The 12,546-nt window shown below is 55.7% G+C and carries 14 protein-coding genes and 5 tRNA genes; all 19 read right to left on the bottom strand.

All coding sequences use genetic code 11. The features are described 5' to 3' along the window. Window positions 1-26: 26 nt before the first annotated feature. The gene (gene rplJ, locus HNEAP_RS01560) at window positions 27-554 is read right to left on the bottom strand and encodes a 50S ribosomal protein L10 (RefSeq protein ID WP_012823213.1); all 528 of its coding nucleotides are present in this window, start codon (window positions 552-554) and stop codon (window positions 27-29) included. A gap of 235 nt (window positions 555-789) precedes the next feature. Then, window positions 790-1,485, bottom strand: coding sequence for a 50S ribosomal protein L1 (gene rplA / locus HNEAP_RS01555; protein ID WP_012823212.1), 696 nt, complete (start codon window positions 1,483-1,485; stop codon window positions 790-792). Then, the gene (rplK, locus tag HNEAP_RS01550) at window positions 1,485-1,916 is read right to left on the bottom strand and encodes a 50S ribosomal protein L11 (protein ID WP_012823211.1); all 432 of its coding nucleotides are present in this window, start codon (window positions 1,914-1,916) and stop codon (window positions 1,485-1,487) included. The genes rplA and rplK overlap by 1 nt, the downstream gene beginning before the upstream one ends. Window positions 1,917-1,990: 74 nt before the next feature. Beyond that, window positions 1,991-2,524 carry a transcription termination/antitermination protein NusG gene (nusG, locus tag HNEAP_RS01545; RefSeq protein ID WP_012823210.1) on the bottom strand — a complete coding sequence of 178 codons (534 nt, stop codon included), beginning with the start codon at window positions 2,522-2,524 and terminating at the stop codon, window positions 1,991-1,993. A 12-nt stretch (window positions 2,525-2,536) separates the two neighbouring features. Beyond that, entirely contained in the window at window positions 2,537-2,911 is a 375-nt protein-coding gene (gene secE / locus HNEAP_RS01540; RefSeq protein ID WP_012823209.1) for a preprotein translocase subunit SecE, read from the bottom strand. Window positions 2,912-2,996: 85 nt separating this feature from the next. After that, window positions 2,997-3,072, bottom strand: a tRNA-Trp gene (locus tag HNEAP_RS01535). Between the two features lie 82 nt (window positions 3,073-3,154). Then, entirely contained in the window at window positions 3,155-4,345 is a 1,191-nt protein-coding gene (gene tuf, locus HNEAP_RS01530) for an elongation factor Tu (protein WP_012823208.1), read from the bottom strand. 72 nt (window positions 4,346-4,417) lie between these two features. Then, window positions 4,418-4,493 (bottom strand) — tRNA-Thr (locus HNEAP_RS01525). Between the two features lie 23 nt (window positions 4,494-4,516). Further along, window positions 4,517-4,590 (bottom strand) — tRNA-Gly (locus HNEAP_RS01520). Window positions 4,591-4,643: 53 nt separating this feature from the next. Next, a tRNA-Tyr gene (locus tag HNEAP_RS01515) sits at window positions 4,644-4,728 on the bottom strand. Window positions 4,729-4,828: 100 nt separating this feature from the next. Beyond that, a tRNA-Thr gene (locus HNEAP_RS01510) sits at window positions 4,829-4,904 on the bottom strand. A 72-nt stretch (window positions 4,905-4,976) separates the two neighbouring features. Then, window positions 4,977-5,744 (bottom strand): type III pantothenate kinase, encoded by a 768-nt coding sequence (locus HNEAP_RS01505; RefSeq protein WP_012823207.1) that lies wholly within the window; start codon window positions 5,742-5,744, stop codon window positions 4,977-4,979. Next, window positions 5,745-6,569: a biotin--[acetyl-CoA-carboxylase] ligase gene (locus HNEAP_RS12125; RefSeq protein WP_012823206.1), complete on the bottom strand. Its 825-nt coding sequence runs from the start codon at window positions 6,567-6,569 to the stop codon at window positions 5,745-5,747. It abuts the gene before it with no gap. Continuing rightward, window positions 6,569-8,365 carry a M61 family metallopeptidase gene (locus HNEAP_RS01495; RefSeq protein ID WP_133484661.1) on the bottom strand — a complete coding sequence of 599 codons (1,797 nt, stop codon included), beginning with the start codon at window positions 8,363-8,365 and terminating at the stop codon, window positions 6,569-6,571. The genes HNEAP_RS12125 and HNEAP_RS01495 overlap by 1 nt, the downstream gene beginning before the upstream one ends. A gap of 4 nt (window positions 8,366-8,369) precedes the next feature. Continuing rightward, window positions 8,370-8,930, bottom strand: a complete 561-nt coding sequence (locus HNEAP_RS01490) for an FKBP-type peptidyl-prolyl cis-trans isomerase (RefSeq protein WP_012823204.1) — start codon at window positions 8,928-8,930, stop codon at window positions 8,370-8,372. Window positions 8,931-8,992: 62 nt separating this feature from the next. After that, window positions 8,993-9,907: an AEC family transporter gene (locus tag HNEAP_RS01485; RefSeq protein ID WP_012823203.1), complete on the bottom strand. Its 915-nt coding sequence runs from the start codon at window positions 9,905-9,907 to the stop codon at window positions 8,993-8,995. Window positions 9,908-9,937: 30 nt separating this feature from the next. After that, complete coding sequence (locus HNEAP_RS01480) at window positions 9,938-10,318, bottom strand: thioredoxin domain-containing protein (protein WP_012823202.1); 381 nt, start codon at window positions 10,316-10,318, stop codon at window positions 9,938-9,940. A 173-nt stretch (window positions 10,319-10,491) separates the two neighbouring features. Continuing rightward, window positions 10,492-11,082: an LON peptidase substrate-binding domain-containing protein gene (locus HNEAP_RS01475; RefSeq protein WP_012823201.1), complete on the bottom strand. Its 591-nt coding sequence runs from the start codon at window positions 11,080-11,082 to the stop codon at window positions 10,492-10,494. Between the two features lie 34 nt (window positions 11,083-11,116). Then, the gene (gene mpl, locus HNEAP_RS01470; protein ID WP_012823200.1) at window positions 11,117-12,484 is read right to left on the bottom strand and encodes a UDP-N-acetylmuramate:L-alanyl-gamma-D-glutamyl-meso-diaminopimelate ligase; all 1,368 of its coding nucleotides are present in this window, start codon (window positions 12,482-12,484) and stop codon (window positions 11,117-11,119) included. Between the last annotated feature and the right edge of the window lie 62 nt (window positions 12,485-12,546).

The raw sequence follows: 12,546 nt of genomic DNA, 5'->3' as shown, positions 1-12,546 counted from the left end.
TAATCCTGATTTAAGTTAAAAGAGATTTAAGCTGCTTGCTTTTGATCGCGAACGGCGGCCACAGTACGAACCAACTTGCCCGGAACCTCGTTGAGGGTGCGTGCGAGTTTGCCAATTGGCGCCTTCATGACGGCGAGAAGTTGCGACAATGCTTCATCTCGGGTCGGCAGGCTCGCTACGCGATCAACATCGGCCACAGAGAGAAGTTGTCCACCCAGGGCGACTACCTTGATTTCAAGCTTGGCAAAATCTTTGGCATAATCCTTCATCAGCCGTGCGGCTGCGCCGGGATCTTCCATAGAGAAGGCCAACACCAAAGGCCCGGTCAGAGCCTCGGACATGCATGAAAACGGTGTATCCGCCATCGCGCGACGAGCCAGTGTGTTTTTGATCACACGCAGATAGACACCACTTTCACGTGCTTTCACACGCATTTGGGTCATCTGCGAGACCGTCAAACCACTGTACTCGGCACCGATCGCGGACAGCGCCTTGCCGGCAACCTCTGTCACTTCAGCAACAATCAACTGCTTCTGATCAATGGTTAAAGCCACGTGTTTTACCTACGGTTGCTTGGGGAAATCCCCAGTTACCTATCGCGACATCCCAAAATGGAACATCGCACCACGATACGGCCAGTCAGGCATAAAATCAGGACTGGATCCGTCTGCGTCGGCTGCTGTTTTAAGTCAATTCTTGATTGACGCCGACGGTCTTTGACGCCGCTGCAGAAAAAACTGCAACAGTCCAAAGTTCTTGCCTCCTTACAATTAAGAAGGAGGCCAAAAGTTATACGGCAAGCGAAGCCAAATCCACCAACAGCCCAGGGCCCATGGTGCTGGAAACACTGACGCGCTTCATGTAAATGCCTTTAGAAGCAGCAGGCTTGGCTTTGTTCAGATCAGCCAGCAGTGCATTCAGGTTTTCAGTCAACGCTTCGGGGGTGAAATTTACTTTACCGATGGTGCAGTGAATGATCCCGCCCTTTTCCGTGCGGTAACGAACCTGACCGGCTTTGGCATTCTTGACTGCCATCGCCGCATCAACCGCAACCGTGCCGACTTTTGGATTAGGCATCAGGCCACGAGGACCGAGCACCTGACCCAACTGGCCAACAACACGCATCGCATCGGGCGTGGCGATGACCACATCAAAATCCATACGACCTTGCTTGATTTCGGCAGCCAGGTCTTCAAAGCCAACGATATCCGCACCAGCCGCTTTGGCTGCTTCGGCGTTCGCACCTTGCGCAAACACAGCAACACGAACGGACTTACCGGTACCATTCGGGAGCACGGTCGCACCACGAACCATTTGGTCCGAACGGCGCGGATCAACGCCAAGGTGCACAGAAACGTCCACCGCTTCGACAAACTTGACGGTCGATACTTCTTTCAACAGATTGAAGGCATCTGCTGCGGCATAGGGCTGGTTCGCATTGACTTTGGCCGCAATAGCTTTTTGACGCTTGGTTAACTTAGCCATTACAGACCCTCCACGTTCAGGCCCATGCTCCGGGCGCTACCTGCAATGGTACGAACCATCGCTTCCATATCCTTAGCGGTCAGATCAGGTTGCTTGATCTTCGCAATATCTTCGATCTGCTGACGAGTCAGGGTGCCGACCTTGGTTTTGTTAGGAACAGCACTACCCGCCTTGATGCCCGCAGTCTTCTTCAAAAGGAAGCTCACCGGTGGCGTCTTCATGATGAAGGTGAATGATTTATCGGCGTACACCGTAATCACCACAGGAATAGGCGAACCCTGCTCCAGGGTTTGCGTCGCCGCATTGAATTCTTTACAGAACGCCATGATATTGACGCCTTTTTGACCCAGAGCCGGACCGATCGGCGGCGAGGGATTAGCCTGACCTGCCTTGACCTGCAGCTTGATATAACCAGTGACTTTCTTAGCCATAACTACCTCTCATTGGGTGCAAACGTTGCTGAACGCGCCTGACAACTCCCCAGTTAACAAAACAGTGCCGCCTTTTAGGTCTTGGCGACCTGATCGAAACCGAGCTCAACCGGAGTCGAGCGACCGAAAATGCTCACCGCAACATGCAGACGTGACTTTTCGTAATTAACTTCTTCAACTACGCCGGTAAAGTCATTGAACGGACCATCACAGACCCGAACCATTTCACCCACGTCAAACAATGTCTTCGGCTTCGGCTTATCCGTAGAGTCTTTGACTCGCGTCATGATCGCCTCAGCTTCTTTGCTGCTGATCGGCGTCGGCTTACCGCCCGAATCACCCACGAAGCCAAGCACGCGCGGCACTGAGTTAACCAGGTGCCAGGCCTCATCGGTCATGTCGATCTGAACAAGCACATAACCTGGGTAAAACTTGCGCTCCGAGCGACGTTTAACGCCATCGCGCATTTCAACAACTTCTTCTGACGGAACCAGAATCTCGCCGAACAAAGACTGCAGACCCTCACGCTCAATGCGCTCTTCCAGGGCCTTTTTTACGCTGTTTTCAAACTGTGAAAACGCTTGTACGACATACCAACGCATCGCCATCCGTCTTATACCTCAGCCCGCAATACTGCGAACAATCCAAGCCAGGAGCGAATCCACGCCCCACAAAAACAGACTGATCACAACAATCAGCAAAACCACAACCAGGGTGGTCTGTGTCGTTTCCTGACGAGTTGGCCAAACCATCTTGCGCACTTCCACGCGAGAATCGAAGGCAAACCGCCAAATACTCCTGCCGACAGCCGTCGCATATAGCACCGCAGCAGCAAGCAGTAAAGGGACTAACAACGATGCAACACGAACGAAGAGCGGCTCTTTGGACAGCCAATAGAATGCCGCAACACCACCGAGAAGCAGCACGATGGCAAGTCCAATTTTGGCCGACTCCAGACCCGACGAACGGGCGGGTTCCACTGCTTTTTCCGACATGACTGTGACTCACATAATTCGATCGGCTGATCGCTTGACGACAACCGCCTGTCCGCAAGATAAAAACGCTATCCAGCGGTAAAAATGGCAGGCCAGGAGGGAATCGAACCCCCAACCTACGGTTTTGGAGACCGTCGCTCTACCAATTGAGCTACTGACCTTTTTATCTTTATCTTTTTCAGGGATGAAAAAAGAGCGCGAAGTCTACACGACTCCGCGCCTATTGACAACTGGCTGGATTAATTACTCGATGATTTTAGAGACAACACCGGCGCCGACTGTGCGGCCGCCTTCACGAATCGCAAAACGCAGGCCGTCTTCCATCGCAATCGGGGCAATCAGGCTAACGGTCATGGCAACGTTGTCGCCTGGCATGACCATTTCGGTACCTTCGGGCAATACGCATGAACCGGTGACGTCCGTGGTACGGAAGTAGAACTGGGGACGGTAGCCGTTGAAGAATGGGGTATGACGACCACCTTCATCTTTACCCAGAATGTACACTTCGGCTTCGAACTTGGTGTGCGGCTTGATTGAACCAGGCTTGCACAGTACCTGACCACGCTCGACGTCGTCACGCTTGGTGCCACGAAGAAGGATGCCGACGTTGTCGCCAGCCATGCCTTGGTCGAGCAGTTTGCGGAACATTTCTACACCGGTAACGGTGGTCTTGGTGGTGTCGCGAATACCGACGATTTCGACTTCTTCGCCCACTTTGACAATGCCGCGCTCGATACGACCGGTTACAACGGTACCGCGACCGGAGATGGAGAATACGTCTTCTACTGGCATCAGGAAGGTACCGTCGACGGCACGCTCTGGCTCTGGGAAGTAGTCGTCCATCGCTTTGACGAGTTTGATTACAGAAGGTACGCCGATGTCGCTGGTGTCGCCTTCGAGGGCTTTGAGCGCTGAACCGGTGACGATCGGGGTGTCGTCGCCTGGGAATTCGTACTTGCTCAGTAGGTCGCGAATTTCCATCTCGACGAGTTCGAGGAGCTCTGGATCATCGACCATGTCGGCTTTGTTCAGGAATACGACGATGTAGGGTACGCCGACCTGACGTGACAGCAGGATGTGCTCACGGGTCTGTGGCATGGGGCCATCAGCGGCTGAACAGACGAGGATCGCGCCGTCCATCTGGGCTGCGCCGGTGATCATGTTCTTGACGTAGTCAGCATGGCCTGGGCAATCGACGTGGGCGTAATGACGCGCGTCGGATTCGTATTCAACGTGTGAGGTGTTGATGGTGATGCCACGCGCTTTTTCTTCGGGCGCTTTGTCAATCTGGTCGTAGCCCAGTGACGCACCACCGTGCGCTTCTGCCATCACTTTCGTGATCGCAGCAGTCAATGTGGTCTTGCCGTGGTCAACGTGACCAATCGTGCCCACGTTAACGTGCGGTTTGTTCCGTTCAAATTTCTCTTTTGACATGACTTTCTCCACTCACACCCGTTAAGTAAACCTACGATGCACTCGGCAAAATGCGCCCCGGCACCACGCTTTTGGAGCTCATGAGCGGAGTCGAACCGCTGACCTCGTCCTTACCAAGGACGTGCTCTACCGACTGAGCTACATGAGCAAATTTTCGAAATCATTCGGATTTGGAGCGAGTGATGGGAATCGAACCCACGCCATCAGCTTGGAAGGCTGAGGTTCTACCATTGAACTACACTCGCAAACCTTTTTGCCGCGCCTCAACTCAAGTTCCACAGTGACGGCACGACGAATTTGGTGGTGGGGGAAGGATTCGAACCTTCGAAGGCTGAGCCGTCAGATTTACAGTCTGATCCCGTTGACCGCTTGGGTACCCCACCGGGAACGCGCAATTCTTCACGAAGCCATACAACAAGTCAATCTCATCAACCTGAAGATGCACTACATGAATCACTTAAACTCTGAGCGCTGAGCTTAATCTGGTGCCGCTTGTCGGATTCGAACTGACGACCTACCGCTTACAAGGCGGTTGCTCTACCAACTGAGCTAAAGCGGCAATGGGCGCGCATTCTAATCGCAGTGACGGCAGTTTTGCAATTTTTTTTGCGCACTTTACGCATCGCTGCGCTTACTCCCGTTGTCGGGCAAGGATCTTTACCCCCTCCAGCACGAGGTTCTCGACAACGTGAGCCGCGGGATCGATCATGGCTTGAACGGCAATGGCATCGCCGCCGCCGACAACCACAGCCAACGAACAAGGCGCCGCGTGCGCACGCATTGCGTTTATTGTCTGACTGAGCGCACTGACGAGCATCCATTGACGCCCCAACTGCAGCGCGTCTGCCGTATTGGTCGCCAACCAGGCCGTCTGCGCACCCACGCCCGATTCGTGTGGCTCCCGGCGATCACTCAGATTTGGTGCCAATGCATTCAGACCCGCTTTCATGGCGGCCAACGAAGGCATGATGATTCCACCCTCGTGCTGCCCGGTCGGTGCTATGTAATCAACCGTGATGGCCGTTCCCGCGTTGATCACCAAGACGGCTTGATCCGGGCAACGTTGCCGGGTCGCGACCAACGCGCAGAATCGGTCTACCCCGAACTGGGAGACTTCCGGGTAGGCCAGCTTGACGCCACAGCATCGGGCCCGACTTTTGAGCCATTGCACGGGCACATTGGCAAAATTTTCCGCCAATGTTTCTGCCAGCCACTGCCGCAGGGATTCCGATGAGACGGTCGCAACTACAAACTTTGAGATTGTCTGCTTTTTACCCGACGACGATGACATTTGTTCAAGCCATTGCGATTTTTCAGACCAGGCCAGCGCCTTGGCCTTGCCTTTCGGGCCGATTTGCCACTTGATTCGGGTGTTGCCGGCGTCGATATAGCACTTCACTCAGCAGCCCTCATCCTGGACTAATCGCACGCTGATCGATCCACCGATCGAACGGAAATCGCCGACATCGGATACAAAACCGAGTTCGCCATTGAGTTTGATATCACCCGCAAGGCCGGTTTCACCGGCCTCACCCGCATGCCACAATTGCACGCGACGGCCCAAAAGCGCATTCCAGTGGTTGGCTCGTCGCATGGATTCCGACCAAGATTCCGGGTGCCGGGCCGCGTGTATCGCAACCATGATGAGTTGCTCGGCCAGTGCCTCGCGATCAATCGACGACAGCTCGCCCTCTTCGAACAATCCCGTCACCGAAGGCACCACACCGGTTTTATCTTGGGGCAGATGCGTTGGCGCCAACCAATTGATGCCGATACCGATCAACCAATAGCGTGCCACACCCACGCCCATCTGCTCGACCAGCAGGCCGCCAACCTTGCTATCGTGGCACCACAGATCGTTCGGCCATTTGAGTCCGATTTCGAAACCCACCGCATTTAATACGCGAATCAATTCTGATGCGACAACCAGACTCAGCGGGGGGACCACTTCGGCCGTGCACGGCACCACGGGAACCGCGCAGGAGAACCATAAACCCGATCCCGGTTCGCTTCGCCAGTGATGACCATGACGACCTCGGCCAGCGGTTTGCGTTTGGGCCACGCAAATCGACCACGATGCGCCCGCTTCGGCTTGATCGGGCCAATGTGCGCGCAAGTAATCACTGGTTGAATCCACAGAAGGCAGCACGACCGCGGCCGCCTGTTCTACAAACGCACGCTCATCCAATCGCAGCCGAAGTGCATGAAAATCGAACGGCACCATCACGAACGCGCCGAGGGCGAAGCCGCAAGCCAGTCGCGCCGACGCAATAACGCCTCGGGTTCGACCGCCGTCAGCTCGGAAGCCAGCCGCAGGCGCCATTGATTCAGAACGGGTTCAGACAGCACCAGCGTCCATTGGTGCAAACGCCCCTGCCGAAAACCCGTCAATTGCACCGCGTCGCCCGCTTGATAGCGACAAATTCGATTCCCCCAGTCGGCGCCACTCGTGGCCAGACCATCCACGGCGATGATTTCATCACCCGAAACCAATCCCGCTTGAGCCGCAGGCCGATCTTCGAATACCACTTGAACCTTGGCGACGCGCGGATCATCACCGCCGATGACCGCACCGGCATCAACCGATGACAGGGCCGATTCAGCCACGGGCTCGGCATTCACGCCGAAACGGGCCAGCAAAGCGGCGAATTCAAGGGGCTCGGTACCGCGCAGCGCCTGCTCGAAAAAATCACCCAGCGAAAGTTCACCGACACGTTCAATAAATCGCTCAATAGCCGCGCCCTCCGGCAGAGGTTTGGCTCCGAATTCGCGCCAGATTTCGCGCATGACCGCAGCCAGACTGCCGCCACACAAGCGAAGTTGCAGATCAAGCATCATCGCGACGAGCGCGCCTCGAGTGTAATAGCTGACGATGGCGTTTACGGCGTTTTCATCTTGCTGATAAAAGCGGGTCCAGGCATAGAAACTCGATTCTTCCAGCGTTTGACGCGACCACCCCTTGCCGCGCACCGCACGGTTGATGGTTTGCGCCAAGGCATCAAGATAAGCCGATTCAGTAATCAAACCGGCACGGCGCACCATCCAGTCATCTAAATAACTGGTAAACCCCTCGAACAACCACAGTAACCGAGTGTGCGCCGGACGCGCCAAAGGCAGTTGCGTGAAGGCATCCGGGCGGATGCGCTTGACGTTCCAGGAATGAAAATACTCGTGGGCGCACAGACTCAAAAACCGCTGATAGGCCGGAGTGACTTCGGTTTCGCCCATCAAGGGCAAATCATCGCGCGGGAAGATCAGCGCCGTGGAATCACGGTGCTCCAAACCACCAAATCCCTGACGATCCAGCGCCACCAGAAACAGATAGCGTGAAAAGGGCGCTTCGCCGAAAAAATCGATTTCGGTGCTGCAAATACGGGAAACGTCTTGCGCAATGCGAGCAAAATCGGTTTTAGGGTGCGGATGACTGAACACCATGCGATGCGGCACGCCCGCACTGACCCAGCGCACCACTTCGAACACACCCATTTCCACGGGGAAATCGATCAGCGCTTCGTAATCATCCGCCCGATAATCCCCAAAACCGAGATCGTCGACCGCCACCTCCGGCAGGGTCGTGGCAACGCGCCAGTGCGCCGGTGCCCCTTCAAGGCAAACGGAATGCGGCTGTTGCTCCAGCCCGTGCACCCGCAGGAAAACACTGCTGCCGTTGAAAAACGCATGATCCGGATCGACATGAGCGGTACGAACGGAAAAATCGGCGCAGTACACCTCAAAACGCACCTCAATCGCCTGATCGCACGTCGGCAACTGCCAGGTCTGCTGATCCAGCGGTGTGATGGCGACCGGCTGGCCCGTGACGGTACGCGCCTTCATGCCGACCAGGTTCTTGGCAAAATCCCGGATCAGATAACTACCGGGAATCCAGGCGGGCAAGCTCAACTGCCAAGCTGCCGCGCCAGAAGCGGCGTTACCCGAAGGCAAGCTCAGGCATACGCCGATGTAGCGCATATGAGCACGGGAAAAATCCAGCCGGTAATGAACTGTCGGCAGATTAGCCACGGCCTCAACCACGGGTTTCGCCCTGCTCTTTTGTCGAATCCACTTCCGGTCCACCTTCCCAGTCACCCATGTAGGTTGAATCGCCCACCATCAGGTGGTGCCCGCCGGGGTGAACGCGCCCGTGCTTGATTTCATCGGGATGGCCCATCCGCAACCCACCAACCTCGACATCGAAATGCAGCCGCAAACCGGCCAGAGGGTGATTGAGATCGACGGTCACTTCATCGCCGTCCACCGACAGGATCAGCATTTCAATCCGACCTTCTGGTCCCAGCGTTTCGACCATATTGCCTTCGACCAGCTCGACGGCCGGGTCGAAACGTGAACGCGGCACCTTGATGACCGCCGTTTCATCGTGCAAGCCATAGGCATCTTCCGGCTCGATGGTGATCTGGCAACGGTCACCCTCCTTTTTGCCGGACAGCTGGTTTTCTAGCGCGGGAATGAGGTTCCCGAAACCATGGATGTATTCGAAAACGCGCGTTTGCGTCGCATCAATGATCGCGCCGTCGTCGTCCTTCAGCACATAATTCAGACGGGCAACGACATTTTTTTCAATCTGCATGAACAAAACTCCTCAACAGGCCGTACCGATACGCCCGATCGGAACGACACGACACAACGGTTTTACACCAATAAATAGTGCCATAACGGCAGCGTGACCAACACCAGCAAGATGGAGGCAGTGGCGGTTGTGGCGTACATTTCGGTATCCAGACCAAAACGATCGCACAGCACCAGCCCAAGAATCATGACGGGGGTAGCGGCTTCCAGCACGACCGCGACGCGCAAATCGCCGGTTAGATGAAGCGCAGTGACGACCGCCAGCACAACCAATGGCATCAAGATGATTTGAATCAAGAGCGCCGGGCTGACCCGCCACAAATGCCGGGGCGTTAAGGTTGAAAGTCGCAAGCTCATCCCTAATGCCAGCAGCATGATCGGCACAACCGCTCCGCCCATTCGACCTAAAAACCCTTGTGCCCAATCGGGCTGCGGCAGACCAATCAAGTTAAAAACAGCACCAAAGATGGCCGCCCAGAGCGGGGGCACCAAGAGCAACGATTTGATCGGGTGAACCACTTCATCATGCTGCCCAAGCCGAGCGGCGAGCAATAACCCAACCGAGAGCAACAAGGGCGTGCAAGCAAACAAATCATATTGAATGGCAATTGCTTTACCCGCATCGCCATACAGGCTGCTCAACAAAGGCAGGCCCATATAGGTGGCATTTGGGAAACTGGCTGCCAACACCAGCGCACCCAACTGTCCTCGGGTAAGTGTCATGAATCGTGCCGCTAAAAACATCGCCGCCATGGAGACCAACACCCCGGTCGCGGCCGCCAACATTATTTTGAACGTATCGACACCGAGCGGTGCGCGCCAAAGCACATCCAGCACGAGCGCAGGCAGAAAAAAGTAATAAACCGACGTTGTCAGCGCAATTCGGGCGCGATCTGCCGTTAGGCCGCCAACGGGATAATAGCGCCACAACACACCCAGCCCGATGGTGAACGCCATCTGGGCAATGACACTGAACATAACTTCGCCTCGAAAAGGATCAGACAGGCATTACTGCTGCTGTTGGCTCTCGGACTCGGCTTTTTCGATTTCCTGACGGACCACGTCCATATCGAGTTCCTTGACCTTGCCGATCAATTCATCCAACGCCGATGCAGGCAAGGCCCCGGCCTGATTGAACAGCAGAATCTGCTCACGGAAGATCATCAGGGTTGGGATGGAGCGAATCTGGAAGTAGGCACCCAATTGTTGTTCGGCTTCTGTGTTTGCTTTGGCGAAAGCCACGCTGGGGTTTGCCTCCGCCGCTGCCTCGAATACCGGCGCGAACGAACGGCAAGGACCGCACCAGGGCGCCCAGAAATCGATGATCAGAATATCGTTTTCCTTGATCAGGTTATCGATATTGGCGAATGTGGCTTCGTGAATAGTCATTGGTGGTTACTCCAAAGGTTGAACTCATAAGGATTGGGATACAAAAAAGGCACCTCGAAATAATTCGAGATGACCTTTCAAAGTCACTCCCGCGGGGGCAGGCAAAACAGCCTTAGCCGCCAAGGTAAACCACCTCGGCAACGGAATGGAAATACTAAAAGCTTACCGGATTGTTATTCGAAAGCGGCAATCATGGCAGAAAGATGGCGAACCGTCAGGTCGAGTCGCTCTGCGCCAAGTACCCGCTGACGGTCTTCCAACTTAACGGGCAGGCGTTCGAGCAGGCGATACACCACCCAAACCGGGTCATCGAAAAGGGCATTCGGATAAGGGGGGGCTGCATCTTCCATGATCCGCAGCAGGAAATCACGCAGGCGCTCATCAGCATTGGACCGAGTCACGATGGTAGCCTCGGGCAACCACTCGACCTCTGCCCGAAATAAGCCATCGCGCTCAGACCATGAACGCAGCACACGGAAGCGCCCCTGGCCCTGCGTTTCGATATGCAGCATACCGTCGGTTCCAAGATCGGTATCGACGATCACCGCGCCGGCGCCCACATCGTAAAATTCGCTGAGATCATCATCGCTCTGGCGAACTTCGCTCCCCTGCTTGAGCAACACAACGCCAAACGGACGCCCTTCGCGCAAGCAAGTGCGCACCATGTCGATATAGCGCGTTTCAAAAATGCGCAGCGGGAGATGTCCGCCAGGGAAAAGCACCGTGTGCAGGGGGAAAAGAGGCAACAACGTGACGTCCTTCATACAACCATCACTCTTTTGGAACAATGGACTGACTTTAGCCTATTGATGCGGTTCGCGCCGCCAGCGCATCCAATAGCCGCTGGTGAACACCATCAAAGCTGCCGTTACTCATCACCAATATTTTGTCATCAGGTTGCGCCAGCGCCAGCACGTCGGTCAGCACCGCATCCACCGTCGGCGAGAAACGGATTCGGGTACCCAGTGATGCCAAAGCCTCTCGCGGCGACCATCCCAGATTAGCCGGGCTATGAAACACCACCAGATCGGCACCTGCCAGCGCTTCAGCCAACTGATGCTGATGCACCCCGGCGCGCATGGTGTTGGAGCGAGGGTCGACGACGGCGATCAAACGACCGGAATGAGGCGATGCGGATTGTTGCTCACGCAATGCGGCAATCGTCTCGATAATGGCGGTCGGATGGTGGGCGAAGTCATCAAATACCGTCACACCCGCCACCGTTCCTCGATTTTGCAAGCGCCGCGCCACGCCGACAAAGCCCGCCAGCGCATTCAACCCCTGCTCGGGTGGCACACCGGCGAATCGGGCCAGCGCCAGCGCCGCCAAGGCATTGAGCCTATTGTGACGCCCGATGATATTGGCGGGCATGTCGCCGAGGTGCTGACCTTCCAACCAGATGGCCTCACCCACCAAGCGCCAGGGCTGTGCCGAGTCACGCGCACCGAACCGCTCGATAGGCGACCAGCATCCCTGTTCGACAACCCGTTCAAGCGCGGGCGTCGCATCGGCCATCACCACCAGCCCCTTATTTGGAACCAATCGCAAAAAATGCGCAAATTGGCGCTCAATCGCGGCCAGATCGGGGAATATATCCGCATGATCGAATTCAAGATTGTTCAAAATTACGCCACGTGGGCGATAGTGCAGGAACTTGGAGCGCTTATCGAAGAATGCCGTATCGTATTCGTCGGCTTCAATCACGAAAAAGGGCGTTTCACCGAGCCGCGCACTCACCCCGAAATTACCGGGCACGCCGCCAATCAAAAAGCCGGGCGCCATGCCCGCCTGCTCCAGAATCCAGGCCAACATCGAACTGGTGGTCGTTTTGCCGTGCGTACCGGCAACGCCCAACACGAATTTGTCGCAAAGCACTTCTTCTCCGAGCCACTGCGGACCGGAACGGTAACGAAAAAAGCCGGAAAGCAGCTCGTCGATGACGGGCATATCCCGCCGCATCACATTGCCGACGATGATCTCCGCATCCTGCGGCAACGGGGCATTCATGTCCGTTTGCACGGGGATACCGGCCTGCGCCAACTGGTCGCTCATCGGGGGATAAATGGCAAGATCGCGACCGGACACTTCAAAACCCATCGCTTTCGCCAATTGCGCCAGCGACCCCATGAACGTGCCCGCAATGCCCAGAATGTGAATTTTTTTCAATCAAAACGCCCCAAATTAGATCTTCAGAATTGCCAGAATCGTTGCCAATAGGTGATCAGAGG

The organism is Halothiobacillus neapolitanus c2, assembly GCF_000024765.1.
Lineage (GTDB): Bacteria > Pseudomonadota > Gammaproteobacteria > Halothiobacillales > Halothiobacillaceae > Halothiobacillus > Halothiobacillus neapolitanus.
The sequence above is the reverse complement of the archived record's forward strand: the minus strand, read 5'-3'. Positions and strand labels throughout refer to the sequence as shown.

Coding starts and splice junctions, on each gene's coding strand:
- HNEAP_RS01485 (WP_012823203.1), bottom strand. CDS start 9,907: ATGTTCAGTGTCATTGCCCAGATGGCGTTCACCATCGGGCTGGGTGTG.
- HNEAP_RS01475 (WP_012823201.1), bottom strand. CDS start 11,082: ATGAAGGACGTCACGTTGTTGCCTCTTTTCCCCCTGCACACGGTGCTT.
- nusG (WP_012823210.1), bottom strand. CDS start 2,524: ATGGCGATGCGTTGGTATGTCGTACAAGCGTTTTCACAGTTTGAAAAC.
- rplA (WP_012823212.1), bottom strand. CDS start 1,485: ATGGCTAAGTTAACCAAGCGTCAAAAAGCTATTGCGGCCAAAGTCAAT.
- HNEAP_RS01490 (WP_012823204.1), bottom strand. CDS start 8,930: ATGCAGATTGAAAAAAATGTCGTTGCCCGTCTGAATTATGTGCTGAAG.
- rplK (WP_012823211.1), bottom strand. CDS start 1,916: ATGGCTAAGAAAGTCACTGGTTATATCAAGCTGCAGGTCAAGGCAGGT.
- tuf (WP_012823208.1), bottom strand. CDS start 4,345: ATGTCAAAAGAGAAATTTGAACGGAACAAACCGCACGTTAACGTGGGC.
- HNEAP_RS01480 (WP_012823202.1), bottom strand. CDS start 10,318: ATGACTATTCACGAAGCCACATTCGCCAATATCGATAACCTGATCAAG.
- secE (WP_012823209.1), bottom strand. CDS start 2,911: ATGTCGGAAAAAGCAGTGGAACCCGCCCGTTCGTCGGGTCTGGAGTCG.
- HNEAP_RS12125 (WP_012823206.1), bottom strand. CDS start 6,569: ATGGTGCCGTTCGATTTTCATGCACTTCGGCTGCGATTGGATGAGCGT.